This window comes from Subdoligranulum variabile (assembly GCF_025152575.1).
Taxonomy (GTDB): Bacteria; Bacillota; Clostridia; order Oscillospirales; family Ruminococcaceae; genus Gemmiger; species Gemmiger variabilis.
In genome coordinates this window covers 1,138,167-1,156,573 of the sequence record NZ_CP102293.1, presented here as the reverse complement: position 1 = coordinate 1,156,573, position 18,407 = coordinate 1,138,167, and the positions used below count along the sequence as shown (strand labels likewise).

Here is an 18,407-nt window from a genome sequence, read left to right as displayed (position 1 = left end):
GTTCACAGAAACTTTTGCGCGAACCTTTCTAAGGGGGGCGGACGAACAGGGAAGTTGCCTGTTCGGTGCCCATTATTCTTGCGGCGCAGAAAAACCAAGCCCCAATTTTCTGAATTCGCTGGGTGTGCAGCCAATTTGAAATTTAAAAATGCGATTGAACGTGGCCAACGAATTGAATCCTGAACGCATGGCAACTTCTGTGATGGGGAGCGAAAAGTCTGCTAACAGGGTTTTGGCAAAGAGAAGCCGTCGCCCTAACAGATAGTTGTGGCAGGTGGTCCCTGTTATTTCTTTAAAAAGCCTTGCGAAGTGGTACTTACTGAATCCTGCTTCATTGGCCAATTCGTCCAAAGACAGATCTTCTGTGCAGTGAGCATTAATGTAATTGCATAACATGGAAAAACGCTCTTGCTGTTCTTTTTGCCGCAGGGGAGAGATGTTTTCATGCGGTGCATTCTGATGGAGCTTGCGGCCTATGACTGCGAAAAAGTGCAGCATCAGCGAAGACAACTCGCAATCCCGAAAGACCGCCGCACCAAAGTATTCTTTTTCCATCCGGGTCATCAGGGCCAGAAGCTGGTCGTTGAACTGCGGTTGATCCTGATAGCGTAACAGCCTGAAGGGATGCAGGGCGGCAAAAAAAAGCGCAAGCTCGTGGAACTGCTCAAACATTGCGGTACTAAAATTCAAAATGTACCGCTCGCCCTCCTTTGGAGCTGTAATGCTGTGCAATTCCCCTGAGCCGATGAACAGTATGTCATGGGGTTTCAAATAAAGAATTTCGTCTGCAACGGTCACATTATAGGTGTTTTGGATCGGGCAGATAATTTCCCCGGGGACATGCCAGTGTAACGGGAAGTCTTCCGCTGAATTGTTGTGATATAACCGGATGTTGGAAGCGAGTGTAAAGTTTACAGTTTCGGTGGTACCGTTCAATTTTTCAATCATAGCAAATTCCTCTTAAACGTGACGGCAGCCGCAATCATAACTCCTCAACGAAAAGATTGATAAAATGCAATGCTGCCCCAAGCGGAACCGCGTGCTTGGGGTAATGGCAAAGGGAAATATATTCGGCCTCCTCATCAAACGGATCGCGGCTGGCCGTCAGCCCCCGGAGCTCCTTTAAAAAAGGCGTGAGATATTGAGCGACATACCCGCCCAGCACAATGCGACAGTCAAAAACCATACGGATCGTGGCAAGCGCTGATGCCAAGTGGCGGAGATAATCTTTCCATAACGTTTGGTACGCTAAGTTCCCGGCTTCCAAGCCGGCAAAAAACTGCTCCACGGAGATACCCAAATCGGTAGAAATTCGATCAGAAGAGCAGTAAGCTTCCAGACAGCCACGCAAACCACACTTACAGGAAAGCCCTTCCGGCTGCACACAAATGTGCCCGAACTCGCCGCTGCGGCCATTCAGACCGGTATAAGGAACACCGTTCATAAGGATAGCGCCACCTACGCCACCTTCTAAGGAAATATATGCCATGCAATCGGAATCTTGCTGAACGTACCATTCAGCATACCCGCCGCTGGTCGCATCATTGCAAACGGAAACAGGGTAAGGGATGCTGCAAATCAGCGGACGAATACTTTGATCCCTCAAATTAAGCGTCGGTGCTGCGACCACACAAGTTCTGTCGGCATTAAAAATGGCTGGTAGCGCGATCCCGACCCCCAGCAGTTTTTCGCGGTTCAGACCAAATCTGTTTAGAAAATTTTCCAAATCGGCTGCAAGGAAGTTCCCCATCTCCTTCATGTTGTTGCAATGGGGATGAGGATACTTTTGATATGCGATTTCATCCAGCCGGAGGTTCGCAGCAATGATCCGAAAATGATCGTCGGTGACAGAAATTCCTACAGAAAAATGCGCATTTTCATTAATGGTCAATTGAAGAGGCCGGCGCCCACCCGTAGATTCTCCAACGCCATCGATGCGCACCAACCCCGCTTGTGTCAGTTCGTTCAGATTTTGATGTACAGTTGGCATACTGAAATTGAGGCTGTCAGCAATCTCCTGCTTAGAACATCCGGGTGCCTTGTAAATATATTGATAAATCTGGTTCCGGGTCAAGCGACGCCGTTCGGTAGGCGGAAGAGAAAGCTTTTTCATATATAATCCCTTTAACTTTTTAAAAGTGAAATCAATGTAAAACACTTTCATCTTACCCAACCACAACAAAAAAGTCAACCGAATCAGAAATTTTTGTGGATATATGGCGATATTTCTCGACTGCTTTTGTTGGTTTTGATGATTGACAGTGATGTATACTTGCAGTATCATATGTAAAGAACTTATATAAATGTTCTTTACAAAAGAGCGGCTGGAAAGGCGGTATTCTTATGTTGTATATCGGCGTGGATCTGGGTACCTCGGCGTGCAAATTTCTTCTGGTGGACGAAACCGGCAAGGTGTGCAACCAGGTTTCCCGGGAATATCCCCTAAGTATGCCTCATACGGGATGGAGCGAACAGGATCCTTCCTCCTGGTGGCAGGCATGCCTGGATGGCATCCCGGCTCTGCTGGAAGGCTTCGACCCCGCTCAGGTGCAGGGCATCGGCATGGGCGGCCAGATGCATGGTCTGGTGGCCCTGGACGCCGCCGACAAGGTGCTGCGCCCCGCCATCCTGTGGAACGACGGCCGCACCGCCAGACAGACCGACTATTTAAACAAGGAAATCGGCCGCGAGACCCTGAGCAAATACACCGGCAACATCGCTTTCGCAGGATTCACCGCCCCCAAGATCCTGTGGATGAAGGAGAACGAGCCTGAACTTTATGCGGCTATTGCCAAGATCATGCTGCCCAAGGATTACCTGGTGTACCGCATGACCGGCGTGCACGCCACCGATTATTCCGATGCTTCCGGCATGCTGCTCCTGGATGTAGAACACAAATGCTGGAGCAAGGAAATGTGCGAAATCTGCGGTGTCAAGGAAGAATGGCTGGCCCATCTCTATGAAAGTTGGCAGTTTGTTGGTACCTTGAAACCGGACGCAGCCGCCGCTCTGGGTCTGCCCGAAAGTGTAAAGGTCTGTGCGGGTGCGGGAGATAACGCAGCCGCAGCTGTGGGCACCGGCACGGTAGGGAAAGGACACTGCAACATCAGTTTGGGTACCTCCGGCACTGTGTTTATCAGCAGTGAGAAGTTCGGCGTGGATGCCACCAATGGTCTGCATGCCTTCGCTCACGCAGACGGCGGCTGGCATCTGATGGGCTGCATGCTCTCCGCTGCCTCCTGCAACAAGTGGTGGATGGATGACATTCTCAAGGTCACTGATAAAGACTATCCCGCCGAGCAGGCCCCTATTACCCGGGACAAGCTGGGCCGCAATAAGGTGTTTTTTCTGCCCTACCTGATGGGCGAGCGCAGCCCTATCAACGACACCGATGCCCGAGGTACCCTCATCGGGCTGAGCATGGACACGACGCGTGCAGATATCACACAGGCAGTACTGGAAGGCGTGGCATTTGCCATCCGGGATTCGGTGGAAACCGCCCGCTCCATCGGCGTGGAGATCCCCCGGTCCAACATCTGCGGCGGCGGTGCCAAGAGCCCGCTGTGGTGTACCATCATGGCCAACGTGTTGGGCATTCCCTTGGATATCCTGGTTACCGAACAGGGACCCGGTTACGGCGGTGCGCTGCTGGCCATGGTCTGCTGCGGTAAATATGCGACCGTGCAGGAGGCCACCAATGCCCTGGTCCATGTCAGCCGTACCATTGAGCCGGACGCGGAACTCACCGCCCTGTATGAAGAACGGTATCAGAAATTCAAGCAAATCTACCCCACCTGTAAGCCGCTGTTCAAAGAACTTGCCAAGTAACAAGTTAAGAAAAAGGGAGGAAAAACAAATGACCATCTATCCTGTTACTGCCCCCGAGTTTGCCCCTTACGGCCGTGTCATCACCGGATATGAAACCGAATGCGAGGCCGTGGTTGCAGCCCTGAGCGCTTCCACCCCGCTGCCGGAGGGCACCGACTATCTGGCTGAAGATCCGGCCCTGCAAAACCTGCCGGAATCCGCCGCGCTGGGGGCTTCGCTCTTTGGCGGTATGCCCTTCCAGATGGGCTGGTGCAACGGCCACAACACCAAGCTGAACTGCCTGGAATACCACCGGGACAGCGAGTTCAATCTGGGCACCCGGGACTTCATCCTCCTGCTGGCCAAGCAGGACGAGATCGTGGACGGCACGCTGGACACCAGCAAGGTGAAGGCTTTCCGTGTGCCCGCGGGTACCCTGGTGGAAGTCTACGCCACCACCCTGCACTACGCCCCCTGCCACACCGACCCCGCCAACGGATTCAAGGTGCTGGTGGCTCTTCCCAAGGGAACCAACACCGACAAGCCGAATATGCCCATCAAGGGCGGGGACGATGCATACCTCTGGGCCTGCAACAAGTGGCTGCTGGCTCATCCCGATTCCGCCGAGGCCGCCCAGGGCGCTGTGGCGGCCCTGACCGGCGAGAACATTGATATCGAAAAAGATCTATAACTAGAATCATCCACATAGAAAACGGAGGAATTTGACATGAAGTCTACCAACATTCCCGAAGTCCGCCTGGGCATTGTGGCTGTCAGCCGCGACTGTTTCCCCATTGCCCTGTCCACCCAGCGCCGCCAGAACATCGTGACCGCCTGCAAGACCAAAGGCTTTGAGCCTTATGAGTGCAGCGTCACGGTGGAAAACGAAGCCGACATGCTCAAGGCGGTGGCCGACGTAAAAGCTGCGGGCTGCAACGCCCTGACGGTTTTCCTGGGCAACTTCGGCCCCGAGACGCCCGAGACCCTCATCGCCAAATACTTCGACGGCCCCGTCATGTACGTGGCGGCTGCCGAGGGTGACGGCGACATGATCAACGGCCGCGGCGACGCCTACTGCGGCATGCTGAACTGCTCCTACAACCTGGGTATGCGCCACCTGAAAGCCTACATCCCCGAGTACCCCGTGGGCACTGCCGAGGAACTGGCGGACAAGATGGCGGAGTTCCTGCCCATTGCCCGGGCCGTGCTGGGCGTGAAGGACCTGAAGATCATCTCCTTCGGCCCCCGTCCCCAGGACTTCTTCGCCTGCAATGCTCCCATCAAGGGCCTGTATGAGCTGGGCGTGGAAGTGGAAGAAAATTCCGAGCTGGACCTGCTGGTGGCTTATAAAGAGCACGCCGACGACCCCCGCATCCCCGAGGTCTGCGCCGACATGGCCGCCGAGATGGGCGAGGGCAAATACTACCCCGACCTGTTGGCCCGCATGGCCCAGTTCGAACTGACCCTGCTGGATTGGGCCGAAGCCCACAAGGGCAGCAAGAAGTATGTGGCCTTTGCCGACAAGTGCTGGCCGGCTTTCCCGTCCCAGTTCGGCTTTGAGCCCTGCTATGTGAACAGCCGCCTGGTCAGCCGGGGCATCCCTGTCTCCTGCGAGGTGGATATCTACGGTGCCCTGAGCGAATATATCGGTATGTGCGTTTCCGGTGACACCGTCACCCTGCTGGACATCAACAACAGCGTACCCAAGTACATCTACGACGAGGAGATCGCCGGCAAGTTCGATTACAAGCTGACCGATACCTTCATGGGCTTCCACTGCGGCAACACGCCGTCCTGCAAGATGTGCGCCGACCGTGCCGTGAAGTACCAGCTGATCCAGCACCGTCTGCTGGAGCCGGCGGGCAGCGATCCCGACTTCACCCGCGGCACCCTGGAGGGCGATATCGCGGCATCCGACATCACCTTCTACCGCCTGCAGTGTGACAGCGAGGGCAACCTCCGCGCCTACATTGCCCAGGGCGAGGTGCTGCCGGTGGCCACCCGCTCTTTCGGCGGCATCGGCATCTTTGCCATCCCCGAGATGGGCCGCTTCTACCGCCATGTGCTGATCCAGAAGCGTTACCCGCACCACGGTGCGGTGGCCTTCGGCCATTACGGTAAGGCCCTGTTCGAGGTATTCAAGTATCTGGGCATTGCCGATATTGCCTACAACCAGCCCAAGACCCTGCCCTATCCCACCGAGAATCCCTGGGGTTGATTGATTAGAAAGGAAGTCTTTTGTTATGAAATTCTTTATTGATACCGCGAACGTCAACGAGATCCGCGCCGCCAACGACATGGGCGTCATCGCAGGCGTCACCACCAACCCCAGCCTCATCGCCAAGGAGGGCCGGGACTACGCCGAGACGCTGGCTGAAATTGCCACCATCGTGGACGGCCCCATCAGCGGTGAGGTGAAAGCCACCACCACCGATGCCGAGACGATGGTCAAGGAGGGCGAGGCCATCTACGCCCTGGACCCCAAGCACATGGTCGTAAAAATCCCCATGACCGCCGAGGGCCTCAAGGCCATCAAAGCCTTATCCGCCAAGGGCATCCCCACCAACTGCACCCTGATTTTCAGCGCCAACCAGGCGCTGCTGGCCGCCCGCGCCGGTGCCACCTACGTCAGCCCCTTCCTGGGGCGCCTGGACGATATCTCCCAGCGGGGCATCGAGCTCATCGAGACCATCCACGACATGTTCCTCAACTACCCCGACATCGAGACCCAGATCATCGCCGCCAGCGTGCGCAACCCCATCCATGTGACGGACTGCGCCCTGGCCGGGGCGGACATCGCCACGGTGCCCTACAAGGTCATCGAGCAGATGCTCCATCACCCCCTGACCGATTCCGGCATCGAGAAGTTCAAGGCCGACTACTGCAAGGTGTTTGGTGAGTGATATGACAAAGGAAGAACGTCTGAAGCTGCAGATCGCAGCCTGCAAGGTGCGTATGGGCGTGATTGAATCCACCCACGGTGCCAAAGCCGGGCACCCCGGCGGCAGCCTGTCCGCCGCCGATATGTTTACTTACCTTTATAATAAGGAAATGCGCGTCGACCCAACCAACCCGAAATGGGAGGACCGGGACCGGTTCGTGCTCTCCAAGGGACATACCGCGCCGGGGCTGTACAGCGCGCTGGCCTACCGGGGATTTTTCCCGGTGGCGGACCTGCCCACCCTGCGCCACATCGACAGCTATCTGCAGGGCCACCCCAACATGAACACGGTGCCCGGCGTGGATATGTCCACCGGCAGCCTGGGTCAGGGCGTGTCGGCCGCGGCCGGCATGGCCAAAGCCGCCAAGTACCTGCACAAGGATGATGTGCGTGTGTATGCTCTCCTGGGCGATGGCGAGATCGAGGAGGGGGAAGTGTGGGAAGCGTTCCTCTTCGCCGCCAAGTACAAACTGGACAACCTCTGCGTCATCATCGACCTGAACGGGCTGCAGATCGACGGCCCCACCAGCGAAGTGATGCCCACCGACCCGGTGGGTGCCAAGATGCGGGACTTCGGGTTCCGCACCGTGACTATCGACGGCCACAACTTTGCCCAGATCGAGGATGCCTTCCAGTATTTCCACACCCAGACAGGCGCCCCCACAGCCGTCCTGATGAATACTACCAAGGGCAAGGGCGTCAGCTACATGGAGAACCAGGTGGGCTGGCACGGCAAGGCCCCCAACGATGAGGAATACAAGATTGCCATGGACGAGCTCAACGCTCAGATGGCGGAACTGGAGGCGCAGGTATGAGTGAGGTCAAGAAAATTGCCACCCGCGACAGCTACGGCGCCGCGCTGGTAGAACTGGCAAAAGATCACCCCGACGTGGTGGTGCTGGACGCCGATTTGGCCGCCGCCACCAAGACCGGCGTCTTCAAAAAAGCCTATCCCGACCGCCATTTTGACTGCGGCATCGCCGAGAGCAACATGATGGCCACCGCCGCCGGTATGGCGGCCATGGGGCTGGTGCCCTTTGCCTCCAGCTTTGCCATGTTCGCCGCCGGCCGCGCCTTTGAGCAGGTGCGCAACTCCATCGGCTACCCCCACCTGAACGTGAAGATCGGTGCCACCCACGGCGGCATCTCGGTGGGCGAGGACGGTGCCTCCCACCAGTGCTGTGAAGATTTCGCGCTCATGCGCTCCATCCCCGGCATGACGGTGCTCTGCCCCGCCGACGACGTGGAAGCCCGCGCCGCCGTCAAGGCCGCCTACGAGCACCAGGGCCCCGTCTACCTGCGGTTTGGGCGCCTGGCGGTGCCGGTGTTCCATGATGAAGCTACCTTCAAGTTCGAGATCGGCAAGGGCGAACAGCTCACCGAGGGCAACGATGTGGCCATCCTGGCCACCGGCCTGGAGGTGGGGGAGGCTCTCACCGCTGCCGAACAGCTGAAAAACGAGGGCATCCACGCCCGGGTCATCAACCTGTGCACCATCAAGCCGCTGGACGAGGAACTGGTCGTCAAAGCGGCCAAAGAGTGCGGTGCCGTCGTCACCTGCGAGGAGCACAGCATCCTGGGTGGTCTGGGCGAAGCGGTGGCCGCCGTGCTGGGCGAGCAGTGCCCCACGAAGATGCGCCGGGTAGGCGTGAAGGACGTCTTCGGCCACTCCGGTCCTGCCTGGGATCTGCTGGAGCAGTTCGGCCTGCGTTCCGACGCCATCATCGCCGCTGTAAAGGAGCTGGTGTAAGATGATCGCCATCGGCTGCGACCACGGCGGATACGAACTCAAGCAGAAGATTTTGGCTCACCTGCGGCAGCGCGGACTGGAATACCGGGACTTCGGCTGTGATTCCACCGCTTCGGTGGATTACCCCGTCTATGGCAAGGCGGTGGCCCATGCCGTGGCATCGGGCGAGTGCGAAAAAGGCATCGTCATCTGCAGCACCGGCATCGGCATCTCCATCGCCGCCAACAAGGTGCCCGGCATCCGCTGCGCGCTGTGCGGGGATTGCTTCTCTGCCAAAGCCACCCGCCTGCACAACAACGCCAACGTGCTTGCTCTGGGCGCGCTGGTCACCGGACCCGGCCTGGCGCTGGAGATCGTGGACATCTTCCTGGACACGCCTTTCTCGGAGGAGGAGCGTCACAGCCGTCGGGTATCCCAGCTGGAGGAAGAATAATGTTTGAACTGTGTGCATCCATTCTGGCCGCCGACTTTGCCAATCTGGAGCGGGACATGCGGGCGGCCAATGCCGCCGGTGTGGATGCCTTTCACATCGACGTGATGGACGGGCACTTTGTGCCGGCCATCTCCTTTGGTACGGGCATGGTGCGCACGATGGAACGCCTGACCACCAAACCCCTAGACGTTCACCTGATGGTGGAAAAGCCGCTGGATTTTCTGCCGGAACTGGAGGAACTGGGGGTAAAGCGGGTCTCGGTCCATTACGAGATCCCGGGCGGGCCGGAAGCGGCCCTGCGGGCCATCTGCGCCGCCGGGATGCAAGCCGGGCTGGTACTCAACCCCGAAACGCCGGTGGAATCGGCCCTGCCGTACCTGGCCCAAATTTCGCAGCTGCTGCTGATGACGGTACACCCCGGTCGCGGTGGGCAGGTCTATCTGCCCGGCAGCAACGAGAAGATCGCTGCTGCCAAAAGTCTGCTGCAAGGGCAGGGGAGCAATACCGTCATCCAGGTGGATGGCGGCATCACCCCCGGTACCCTGCCCGGCGCCTATGCGACCGGGGCACGGAGCATTGTGGCGGGTAGTGCGGTGTTTGGAGGTAAAATAGATGAAAATGTAAAGATGTTGCGCGTTGCGATATAACGCAACCCTAAAAGGAAATATTCTATTGGATGAAGTAAAACAAACTGTTGTAGGCCGTTTGCGCAACAACATACATACAAGGAAGGGTGCTGACCACAATGTGGTCGGCATCCTTTTTTGCTTCGACATTATATTATAAAAAACGCCATCTTTCGGGAATTATCGACTTACGGACTTGCGTTGATAGTGCCTGAGGACGGCGTTTTTTTATTGCTGTGTCTGCAGAAAGGCACCTTCTTTCGATAAAATATTGATTTTTTTATTTAAATGTATCAAAAGCTGTTAGGTTTAGGCGATAAGATGCCCCCATAGCAAAGGAAGGGAGGGTGTTGCTTTGCAAAAAAATTGAAAAGATTTTGCTTATAAAATGAAAAAGAAAAAGGGCGTTTGAGAAGGTATTAAATCCCTCTTAAACGCCCTTTTTTCGTCTCATTTTTTCGGGTCTTTTCGGTTTCCGTGATCTTCTAAAATCAGATCTTGGCCGGTCTTTTTTTGGAGACTTGGAACATACTCAAGAACATCTTCAACGCGACAGCCCAAAGCCTCACAGATACGGTCCAAATGTTCCAGGTTGATTCTCTCCGCAAACTCATTATAATAAGCGCAGATCGTAGATGGACGGATTCCAGTTTCCCGCGCTAGGCGCGCTTGTGTCCACCGCTTTTCCCCGAGCAAACGAGACAGATGATTTTTGATCATCTGATCGCCCCTGCCCATTGTAATTGAGGCAGAGGCAGGCGTCCCTCTTTTGGTATAGCCTCCATTCGCTTGACCACGGCGCTGTGGGTTTTATACCCCAGCCTGTCTGCGATTTCTTCCAGTGTGTATCCATCTACCCTCAGTTCCAAAATCGCCATATCCTTTTGGGATAAGGTGGCCTTGAACCGCTGGCAGAAGTCCTCGCTCTCCACCTGTTCCGTGAAGTCTCCTTTCGGGTCGGGGAGAGAATGTATCCTGCTGTCCTCATCTTCCATGCATTCTTCCAGGGAAACGGTCTGCACCCGTTTGGAGCGGGTGTGGTACCACTTACGGAGGAAGTCTTTTCGGACATTGGTGTCCCACCGCTCAAAATCTTCCTCGCAGGGCATGTTCCGTATTACTTCCAATATGGGCCCCCAGCCCTGTTCCTCGATGGTCTCTTCCACCACCTGTTTCATGACCTGGCGCACATCTTCCGGGTCGCAGAAGGGAATCTCATAGTCAGGGGGCAAGGCAAAGAGTGCCTGCACACCCCAGCCCCGCACTTTTTCCACTCCTTTGGCCCACAGGGGCAAGGCATAGGACAAGCGCCATACCGGGGAATAGCCGGAGTAATGTTCCTTCCAGCCGCCAAAGCCAAAATGGGGAAAAGCAAGGGAAGCCACGGCATCCATGATCTCGTTCAAGAACTGCTGGCTCAAAATGACCTTGCCCCATCCGGGGGTGGCGTTCAGTGCTCCCATGCTGCGGGGCAGTTTGCTTAGGGTAGGATAACGGGAAATCACATCGTAGGGCAGCATGTACACCAGAGGCAGGTAGCGTACAGGGCTGTCATAGGGAAATTGGTAGATAACGGGCATATAGGTTCGACCTCCTTTCGTGAGAGACGGTTGTGTCTCTAATTATTAACGGCACAAGTATATACCTTTTGTTCCTGCTTTTCAAAAAAATTTGAAAAGCAGGGGAATAATTTTCCATAGCAATAGGGAGCAGAAAGCCTTTTAGGCGAAGAAAAGAAGTTTTTCTGTTTATGACTTGCACTTTCCACTTTATCCCTTTACAATGAAAACAAATCGAACTGCACCTGTTTGGTGCGGAAGGGGGATTGTTGCATGGGACTGATTGCAAAATCTGCAAAGGAAGTTACAGAACGGCATAAAGGCTTTGAGCCGCTGGAACTGACCGAGGGCAATGTCCAGGCTATCTTCAATCGGTGCTTGGCAGGGGACAACACCACAGAGTATATTAAAAGTGTGCTGTATCAAAAGGAACATGGCTATGCGGAGGACTCCAATCCCATTTTGTTTGACAAGGAAGCCCTTCTGGATAACCTAAAAAATATTCGGTATTTGTATGGCCAGTTGATTACGGTACACTTGAAGACGAACACCATCAACACCGATGAAGATAACAGGTCATGTGTGATGAAAAACTATCAGGGCAAAATCTGGACAACGAACAAAGGAACCATTTTACGATTTTTTCACTTAGGTGTAGGCTCTGGAACGATTCACCCATTTAGCGTTGAAGGTTACTCAGGTTTTAAGAATGTAGGGATCACTCCCACCCTCTCCCCGAAAGACCCCGCCTTCCCGGCGTGGTGGGAGGCCCACAAGAGCGAGTGGGAAGCGTGAGGGCGAATCTTGCGAATAAACCATAGAGAATAAATCAGCACCCGCTCGGTGCGGAAGGAGGCTTGTGGTATGGGCTTAAAGGATAAAATGATTAAAAAAGCGGCAGAAATAGAGGAAAGACGGCCCGAATTTACTCCGCTGGAACTGACCGAGGGCAATGTCCAGGCTATCTTCAATCGGTGCTTGGCGACGAAGGATACACCAGAAGCTGATGAACAGCTTAGTATCCTGTTCAAAAAAATCATGGGATATGAGGAAGATTCCAAACCAGTCGTATTCAGCAAATCTAAAATAGAGCAGAATAAAAAGAATGTCCTATATTTAATTGGTCAGCTGGATTTTGTGCATAAAGGCAGCCGTGAAGTCAAAGCGAAAGAAACGATTTTTAGATATGATGGAAAACAGTGGGCAACCGATAATGCGATTATCATGGAATTATACCATATGGCAGAGGCTGCTGGTGGCATTTCTCCATTTATGAAAAAGTACAATGTTGCCAATACCGAGCCAAGCGTTAAACCCACCCTCTCCCCGAAAGATCCCAACTTCCCGGCGTGGTGGGAGGCCCACAAGGGCGAGTGGGAGGACTGACAGTTTCGTCCGAGTGTGTACCATCGAATTAGGTGGTCTGCCCTGACTTTGTATACCTGCCAGCCCCGGTGCCTTTTTCCAGCCCGTGGTAGAGGGCGCTTTGCCCCACCTTGCGCCCCCACTTCCGTACCCCTGTGGCCGGCAGGTATAACACACTATACCTTGCAAGCAAGGTAGTGTGCCAGGGGGATACCCCCTGGACCCCCTCGTGCTGCTGGTGTGCGCCGAGTTGATCCCGTCCACCTCTGTTTCGTAAACCGCATAGAACCAGCGCAGGACAGCGTACCCCGTGGCTGCCCTGCGCTTTTTCTTTTGCCCATCCGTAAATCTCGGAGAATCTGATTTCGGGTTGCAATTTCACAAAAACCGGGTTATAATGAAATTGACCCGGAAAAGGAGGCGAGAGTATGATAGAAGTGGGTAAGCGATTGAAAGCCCTGCGGGAGAGCATCGGATTCTCCCAGGTGAAGATGGCCCAGGCATTGGGCACCACCCAGTCCAGCATCAACCGATATGAAAACGGACAGTCCTCTCCATCGGTGGAACTGTTCCGACGGTATGCAGATTACTTTGATGTGTCTCTGGATTATATCTTTGCCCGGACGGACAAGCCCCAAGGGGAAACCTATCACTTCAAGCCCAAGGCAGTCCCGGAGCGGGAGGAGCTGCGGCAGTTCATTGAGATGTGCTTTGACCCGCAATCTCCCATGAACGAAAAGCTGAAGGAAACCCTGTTCCGCATGATGGAGGATGAATCATGAATGCTGTGATCTATGCCCGGTACTCCTCGGACAACCAGCGGGAAGAAAGTATCGAGGGCCAGATCCGGGAATGCACTGCCTACGCTGAGAAAAACGGCATTACCATCCTGCGCCACTACATTGACCGGGCCTTGTCCGCCAAGACCGACAACCGCCCGGAGTTTCAGAACATGATCAAGGACAGCGGCAAACGCCTGTTTGATATGGTCATTGTCTGGAAGCTGGACCGGTTTGCCCGCAACCGCTACGATAGCGCCCGTTACAAGACCACACTGAAAAAGAACGGGGTGAAGGTGGTGTCTGCCACCGAGATTATCTCCAACGGGTCCGAAGGAATCCTTCTGGAAAGTCTGCTGGAGGGCTATGCGGAGTACTACTCCGCCGATCTGGCAGAAAAGGTCTCCCGGGGAATGACCGAGAATGTCCTCAAGTCCAAGTGCAATGGGGGCAACCGCACCATGGGATATGTCATTGACAGTGACCGGCATTTCTAGCCGGACCCCTTGATTGCGCCTTTTATCCGAGAGGTATTCCAGCGGTATGCCGAAGGAGCTACCATGACCGAGATACGGGACTGGCTCAATGGACAGGGGATTAAGAACACCCGGGGCAAGCCCATGGACTATGGCAGCATCCAACGGATTTTGAACAATCGCCGGTATATTGGAGAATACACCTTCCGGGGAACCGTATCGCCGGAGGGCATCCCGGCCCTTGTGACGCGGGAACTCTTTGACCGGGTGCAGGCGAGGATGGCCAAAAACAGAAAGGCCCCGGCCCGTTATAAGGCCGAGGAAGAATATCTGCTGACCACCAAGCTGTTCTGCGGCTACTGCGGAGCGTACCTCTGCGGGGAGAGCGGCGTCAGCCACACGGGAAAGGTGCATCGGTACTACAAGTGCGTATCGGTGAAAAAGAAGCGGACGGAGTGCCACAAAAAATCGGTGCGGAAAGACTGGATAGAAGACCTGGTGGTCAGCGAGACCATGAAGATGGTCATGGACGATCAGGTCATCGAGGCCATCGTGTCCATGCTCATGGATCTGCAGGACCGGGAGAATGCGAATCTGCCCCTGTACGAACAGCAGCTGCGGGAGGTGGACAGGGCCATTGAGAATCTGCTGAATGCCATCCAGCAGGGGATCCTCACCAAGTCCACCAAAGCACGGCTGGAAGAACTGGAAGCCAACAAGGAGGATCTGGAGACCAGGATCGCCTGTGAGAAGTTGGCTAAGCCTCGGATCAGCGCCGAGTTTATCACCTTCTGGCTGCAACGGTTCCGCAAACTGGATGTACGTCAGGAGTCCCACAGGAAAATGCTCATTGATACCTTCATCAACGCCATTTTCCTGTATGACGACAAGGTGGTGCTCACCTTCAACTATAAGGAAGGAACCAAGACCATCACCTTCGATGACCTCAAGACCGCCCTTGCAGAGGAAAAAATAAGTTCGGATTTGGATTGCCAAGCTGCACCAAAGACAGCCTTACACAGTGTGTAGGGCTGTTTTTTATTGCTGTAATCCGGAACGTAGAGCTGGTGCACCATCGGGGACGAGAACAGCTCGTGCCCGCCGCCTGCTCCGGCGGGCAAAAAGGGTCCAGTGGACCCTTTTTAGAGCGCGGGGGTTTTATTTTTTGCGCACCACTCGTTAAATACCTTTAAGCAATGGAATCTGCCGGAGCGGCGGGTTCCGTTTTGTTTTTGGCCGTCTTTCCCGCACTGAGCTGATCCTGGACCTTCCCGATAAAGCGATAATAAATTTCGATCCGCATGACTGGCAGGCCATCCAGAATTTCTTTTTCATGGATGACAATTTTCTCAATCAACGTATGGACCAGCTCTTCATCCAGTTCTGTGATATCGGCATAAGGGGCGACCAACGCAGCAAAATCCCTGCTGTTTTGTGTTTTGCTTGCGGACTCCGCCAGCTGCGTTTGGATTTCTGCGGTGCGTGCTTTCAAGTTCTTGGTTTCCGCTTCATATTTGGCAGAAAGCGTCTGATACAATTCTTCTGGCAAGCGGTCGAAAACATGGTCTTCATAGATGCGCTGTACCAGCGTAGCCAGTTCGGCCAGCCGGTGTCTGGAAGTTTCCAACTCCTTTTTCAAGGCGTTTATTTCGTCTGCCTGTCCGGCTTTGGAAAGCTGCATCAGATAGTCAATATATCTGCCAGTGTCTTCCGATGCCAGCATGGCATTCCGACGAATATCTTCCAGAACGATACTTTTGACCTGTTCCAGCGTGATGTAATGCGTGGTGCAAAACTTGCCTCCGTACCGGCGGTTGGTGTTGCAGCTGAAACTTCCCAGCGATTTTCGCCGTTTTTCATTTTTGCGGTTGCAGAACGCCATCCGTTTACCGCATTCGCCGCAAAACAGCAAGCCACGGAAAATGTTGGCGTTGCAGCACCGCTTGCGCGGCTGCTTTACCTTCACCCGTTCCTGCACAGTCCAGAATGTTTCGGCATCCACCAGCGGCTCATGTGTACCTTCCACCACGATCCAATCCGTCTCCGGCTTCCAGATAAGTTTTTTCTCCTTGAAGTTCTTGCTGCCGGTACGGAAGTGTACCATGTTTCCGATATACACCTGGTTCATCAGGATGGCTCGGACGGAGCTGTGGTCCCAAGCAAAGGGATACTGCAAAATCCGATCCGAAACAAACTTACCAAACTTCTCATGAAGGTAAGCCTGCGGACGAAGGATTTGCTGTCTTTCCAGTTCGCGGGCAATCTGGCCGCAGGTTTTTCCCTCCAACGCCATCCGAAAGATTTCCCCAATGACCGAACTGTACTGGTTCGGCACCAGTTTATGCCGGTCTGCGGGATCACGGTCATATCCATAGGGAGGATACGCACCGGTATACTCTCCTCGAAGAGCCTTGGCTTTAAAGGCTGATTTCACTTTTCGGCTGATATCCTTGGCATACCATTCATTGATAATGTTTTTGAACGGTGCAAATTCGTTTTCCCCGACTGCGGAATCCACCCCGTCCGTGATGGCGATGAATCGCACCTTGTATTCGGGGAAGATCACCTCGGTATAGCGCCCCACCTCCAGATAGTTGCGCCCCAGACGGGACAGGTCTTTGACCAGAATCGTTTTGACCCGTCCCTGTTGCACCAGTTCCATCATCTCGATGAATGCCGGTCGGTCGAAATTGGTGCCGGAATAGCCGTCATCCATAAAGAATCGGCAGTTGGTAAAACCGTGTTCCTTGGCATACTGCCCCAAAATTGCACGCTGGGACTGGATGCTCATGCTTTCGCCGCTCATTTCATCGTCGCGGCTCAGTCTGCCATATAAAGCGGTGATATCCTGTAGCTGTTTCTGATTCATATACCGTCCTTTCCGAACAGCGATTCAGGATGTTTGCCTGTTCACAGTATACCTCTTTTCAGCGGTATTGTGTAGTTCTTTTTTACAGTTCCTTCCGTGTCGCTGTCCTATTTATGGTATTTCTTTTTGCTTGTTTCCGGTGTATAATGAAAGGTAAATTGCAAAAGTGAAGGTAACGTTTTAGGGATAGAAAATGAGGAAAAAGGTGACGCTCACTTCTGCAAATAGACTATAATGAAAGAAAGGTCACTCTCCTGCGGAAAGCAGGAACTATGAGTCGTATGACATTATCGGACAGAATTGCCATAGAGGCAGGAATCTACGCCAGAAAGAATCTGACGGAGATTGCAAAGACGATCCACAAAAGTCGGCGCCATGTATCGGAAGAGATCCGGAGAAATGGAACAAAAACACCCGGTGAACATCCCTACGGAAAAATTTGCCGCAACGCCACAGGATGCAGGCGGAAGGGGTTGTGCGGAAAAGCCGATTGCCTTCGTACATGCTATACCTGCCTGGAAGTAGACTGCCAAAGGGTGTGCAGCACCTTTCAGGATAGTGTGTGTAAGCAACTGGAAAAACCGCCGTATGTATGCAATGTGTGTACCCAACGGAGAAAGTGCAAACTGGACCGAATCTACTACATTGCGCAGCAGGCAGACGCCGTTGCCAAACGTCGCTACGCACAGGCACGAAGCAAGCCGCAGATACACGGTGCAGATCTGGTTGCTCTGGATGCATTGGTAACGCCGCTGATCCGAAAAGGTCAGCCGCTGGCCCACATCTATGCAGAACACGCAGAAGAACTCCCGGTAAGCCAGCGTACGTTATACCACTACATTGATGAAGGGGTACTCAGTGTCGGCAATCTGGATCTGCGCCGCAAGGTTAGCTACCGCCCCCGCAGAAAAAAGAAGGAACCGACCGAAGGAGCGCTGAACCAGAAATATCGCCAGGAACGAACATACGAGGCCTTCTTTACATATATGGAGAAGCATCCCACCGCAACGTATGTGGAAATGGATACGGTAAAAGGTTGCCGGGAACAGGGCAAACGGATGCTGACGCTGCTTTTTGTAGAACAGAGCTTCATGTTGATCTTTCTGATGCGGGACGGCAAGGCGCAGACAGTTGTGGAGCAGTTTGATTGGCTGACATCCGCGCTTGGCTTGGAGACCTTCCGAACCTTGTTTCCCGTGATTCTGACCGACAACGGCAGTGAGTTCAAGCACACCCGTGAGATGGAATACACAGTGGATGGACAACGGAGAACCCGCGTTTTTTACTGTGATCCGCAAGCATCCTGGCAGAAACCTCATATTGAAAAGAACCACGAATATATCCGATATGTTCTTCCAAGAGGCAAGAGTTTTAACCCGTATACGCAGCAGGATATTGTTCTTTTGCTCAACCACATTAACAGTACACGCCGCAGCAAACTTGATGGGAAAACACCATTTGAATTGGCAGAGAGTTCTGAATTCCAGCAGTTGAAAGCGGTTCTGGGGCTCAGGGCAATCCCTGCAGACGAGGTCGATCTGACACCCCGGTTACTGAAGAGGTAACCAACAAAAGCCAGGCAGGAAGTGACCCGCGATATCTCAGCTGAGGTGGGGTGACGTTCACTTCTGCAACGACGAAGTTCATTCCGCCAGCTTTGCTGTGCCCCCTTATATATGATTTGTGACGCAAAACGGGAATTTACCAGGCCAGATCTGTCTGGGAGGGGGCTAAAACAGTGGCTTGACCGGTGAGGCGATACTTTATATTACCTTCACCATTTCATTCAACGGTGTATAATG

17 protein-coding genes and 1 pseudogene are annotated in these 18,407 nt (G+C 54.1%); 13 read left to right on the top strand and 5 right to left on the bottom strand.

The features are described from left to right. Positions 1–72: 72 nt before the first annotated feature. Entirely contained in the window at positions 73–948 is an 876-nt protein-coding gene (locus NQ490_RS05650) for an AraC family transcriptional regulator (RefSeq protein WP_007048100.1), read from the bottom strand. 34 nt (positions 949–982) lie between these two features. Beyond that, positions 983–2,284: an ROK family transcriptional regulator gene (locus NQ490_RS05645; protein WP_007048101.1), complete on the bottom strand. Its 1,302-nt coding sequence runs from the start codon at positions 2,282–2,284 to the stop codon at positions 983–985. A 59-nt stretch (positions 2,285–2,343) separates the two neighbouring features. Here NQ490_RS05645 and xylB point away from each other — a divergent pair, with 59 nt between their 5' ends. From xylB to NQ490_RS05605, 8 genes are read left to right on the top strand one after another with little or no spacing between them, the layout of a single operon-like run. Continuing rightward, entirely contained in the window at positions 2,344–3,828 is a 1,485-nt protein-coding gene (gene xylB, locus NQ490_RS05640; RefSeq protein WP_007048102.1) for a xylulokinase, read from the top strand. A 28-nt stretch (positions 3,829–3,856) separates the two neighbouring features. After that, entirely contained in the window at positions 3,857–4,498 is a 642-nt protein-coding gene (locus NQ490_RS05635; protein ID WP_007048103.1) for a DUF4867 family protein, read from the top strand. Positions 4,499–4,534: 36 nt separating this feature from the next. Continuing rightward, positions 4,535–6,025 carry an L-fucose/L-arabinose isomerase family protein gene (locus NQ490_RS05630; RefSeq protein ID WP_007048104.1) on the top strand — a complete coding sequence of 497 codons (1,491 nt, stop codon included), beginning with the start codon at positions 4,535–4,537 and terminating at the stop codon, positions 6,023–6,025. 25 nt (positions 6,026–6,050) lie between these two features. After that, the gene (gene fsa / locus NQ490_RS05625; RefSeq protein WP_007048105.1) at positions 6,051–6,710 is read left to right on the top strand and encodes a fructose-6-phosphate aldolase; all 660 of its coding nucleotides are present in this window, start codon (positions 6,051–6,053) and stop codon (positions 6,708–6,710) included. Position 6,711: 1 nt separating this feature from the next. Next, a complete protein-coding gene (locus tag NQ490_RS05620) occupies positions 6,712–7,563 on the top strand; it encodes a transketolase (protein ID WP_007048731.1) in 852 nt (283 codons plus the stop codon). Continuing rightward, positions 7,560–8,498, top strand: a complete 939-nt coding sequence (locus NQ490_RS05615; RefSeq protein WP_007048730.1) for a transketolase family protein — start codon at positions 7,560–7,562, stop codon at positions 8,496–8,498. Before NQ490_RS05620 ends, NQ490_RS05615 begins: the two co-directional genes overlap by 4 nt. Before the next feature lies 1 nt (position 8,499). After that, the gene (gene rpiB / locus NQ490_RS05610; protein ID WP_007048729.1) at positions 8,500–8,931 is read left to right on the top strand and encodes a ribose 5-phosphate isomerase B; all 432 of its coding nucleotides are present in this window, start codon (positions 8,500–8,502) and stop codon (positions 8,929–8,931) included. After that, the gene (locus NQ490_RS05605; protein ID WP_007048728.1) at positions 8,931–9,578 is read left to right on the top strand and encodes a ribulose-phosphate 3-epimerase; all 648 of its coding nucleotides are present in this window, start codon (positions 8,931–8,933) and stop codon (positions 9,576–9,578) included. Before rpiB ends, NQ490_RS05605 begins: the two co-directional genes overlap by 1 nt. Before the next feature lie 429 nt (positions 9,579–10,007). On the opposite strand, the gene NQ490_RS05600 is transcribed toward NQ490_RS05605, so the two are convergent. Both NQ490_RS05600 and NQ490_RS05595 read right to left on the bottom strand, forming a co-directional pair. Further along, entirely contained in the window at positions 10,008–10,277 is a 270-nt protein-coding gene (locus NQ490_RS05600; RefSeq protein WP_040919016.1) for a helix-turn-helix domain-containing protein, read from the bottom strand. Beyond that, a complete protein-coding gene (locus tag NQ490_RS05595) occupies positions 10,274–11,137 on the bottom strand; it encodes an RNA polymerase sigma factor (RefSeq protein ID WP_259951668.1) in 864 nt (287 codons plus the stop codon). Before NQ490_RS05595 ends, NQ490_RS05600 begins: the two co-directional genes overlap by 4 nt. Before the next feature lie 252 nt (positions 11,138–11,389). On the opposite strand from NQ490_RS05595, the gene NQ490_RS05590 reads away from it, so the two are divergent. The 4 genes and pseudogenes from NQ490_RS05590 (at position 11,390) to NQ490_RS15450 (ending at position 14,765) form a co-directional block, all read left to right on the top strand. Continuing rightward, positions 11,390–11,911 carry a hypothetical protein gene (locus NQ490_RS05590; protein ID WP_007048724.1) on the top strand — a complete coding sequence of 174 codons (522 nt, stop codon included), beginning with the start codon at positions 11,390–11,392 and terminating at the stop codon, positions 11,909–11,911. Positions 11,912–11,980: 69 nt separating this feature from the next. After that, complete coding sequence (locus NQ490_RS05585) at positions 11,981–12,502, top strand: hypothetical protein (RefSeq protein ID WP_007048723.1); 522 nt, start codon at positions 11,981–11,983, stop codon at positions 12,500–12,502. A gap of 407 nt (positions 12,503–12,909) precedes the next feature. Beyond that, positions 12,910–13,263 (top strand): helix-turn-helix domain-containing protein, encoded by a 354-nt coding sequence (locus NQ490_RS05580; RefSeq protein WP_259951667.1) that lies wholly within the window; start codon positions 12,910–12,912, stop codon positions 13,261–13,263. Next, positions 13,260–14,765 (top strand): annotated as a pseudogene (locus tag NQ490_RS15450) (recombinase family protein). Before NQ490_RS05580 ends, NQ490_RS15450 begins: the two are co-directional and overlap by 4 nt. A gap of 160 nt (positions 14,766–14,925) precedes the next feature. Here NQ490_RS15450 and NQ490_RS05570 read toward each other — a convergent pair. Further along, positions 14,926–16,527: a recombinase family protein gene (locus NQ490_RS05570; RefSeq protein ID WP_242655027.1), complete on the bottom strand. Its 1,602-nt coding sequence runs from the start codon at positions 16,525–16,527 to the stop codon at positions 14,926–14,928. A gap of 359 nt (positions 16,528–16,886) precedes the next feature. Here NQ490_RS05570 and NQ490_RS05565 point away from each other — a divergent pair, with 359 nt between their 5' ends. Next, positions 16,887–18,170, top strand: coding sequence for an IS30 family transposase (locus NQ490_RS05565; protein WP_187118487.1), 1,284 nt, complete (start codon positions 16,887–16,889; stop codon positions 18,168–18,170). The last annotated feature ends 237 nt before the right edge of the window (positions 18,171–18,407 follow it).

What these genes read in the sequence shown, in the direction of transcription:
- NQ490_RS05620 (WP_007048731.1), top strand. Translation starts at nt 6,712, where the DNA reads ATGACAAAGGAAGAACGTCTGAAGCTGCAGATCGCAGCCTGCAAGGTG.
- NQ490_RS05600 (WP_040919016.1), bottom strand. Translation starts at nt 10,277, where the DNA reads ATGATCAAAAATCATCTGTCTCGTTTGCTCGGGGAAAAGCGGTGGACA.
- NQ490_RS05585 (WP_007048723.1), top strand. Translation starts at nt 11,981, where the DNA reads ATGGGCTTAAAGGATAAAATGATTAAAAAAGCGGCAGAAATAGAGGAA.
- fsa (WP_007048105.1), top strand. Translation starts at nt 6,051, where the DNA reads ATGAAATTCTTTATTGATACCGCGAACGTCAACGAGATCCGCGCCGCC.
- rpiB (WP_007048729.1), top strand. Translation starts at nt 8,500, where the DNA reads ATGATCGCCATCGGCTGCGACCACGGCGGATACGAACTCAAGCAGAAG.
- NQ490_RS05570 (WP_242655027.1), bottom strand. Translation starts at nt 16,527, where the DNA reads ATGAGCATCCAGTCCCAGCGTGCAATTTTGGGGCAGTATGCCAAGGAA.
- NQ490_RS05565 (WP_187118487.1), top strand. Translation starts at nt 16,887, where the DNA reads ATGACATTATCGGACAGAATTGCCATAGAGGCAGGAATCTACGCCAGA.
- NQ490_RS05615 (WP_007048730.1), top strand. Translation starts at nt 7,560, where the DNA reads ATGAGTGAGGTCAAGAAAATTGCCACCCGCGACAGCTACGGCGCCGCG.
- NQ490_RS05645 (WP_007048101.1), bottom strand. Translation starts at nt 2,284, where the DNA reads ATGATACTGCAAGTATACATCACTGTCAATCATCAAAACCAACAAAAG.
- NQ490_RS05605 (WP_007048728.1), top strand. Translation starts at nt 8,931, where the DNA reads ATGTTTGAACTGTGTGCATCCATTCTGGCCGCCGACTTTGCCAATCTG.
- NQ490_RS05590 (WP_007048724.1), top strand. Translation starts at nt 11,390, where the DNA reads ATGGGACTGATTGCAAAATCTGCAAAGGAAGTTACAGAACGGCATAAA.
- NQ490_RS05650 (WP_007048100.1), bottom strand. Translation starts at nt 948, where the DNA reads ATGATTGAAAAATTGAACGGTACCACCGAAACTGTAAACTTTACACTC.
- NQ490_RS05580 (WP_259951667.1), top strand. Translation starts at nt 12,910, where the DNA reads ATGATAGAAGTGGGTAAGCGATTGAAAGCCCTGCGGGAGAGCATCGGA.
- NQ490_RS05635 (WP_007048103.1), top strand. Translation starts at nt 3,857, where the DNA reads ATGACCATCTATCCTGTTACTGCCCCCGAGTTTGCCCCTTACGGCCGT.
- xylB (WP_007048102.1), top strand. Translation starts at nt 2,344, where the DNA reads ATGTTGTATATCGGCGTGGATCTGGGTACCTCGGCGTGCAAATTTCTT.
- NQ490_RS05595 (WP_259951668.1), bottom strand. Translation starts at nt 11,137, where the DNA reads ATGCCCGTTATCTACCAATTTCCCTATGACAGCCCTGTACGCTACCTG.
- NQ490_RS05630 (WP_007048104.1), top strand. Translation starts at nt 4,535, where the DNA reads ATGAAGTCTACCAACATTCCCGAAGTCCGCCTGGGCATTGTGGCTGTC.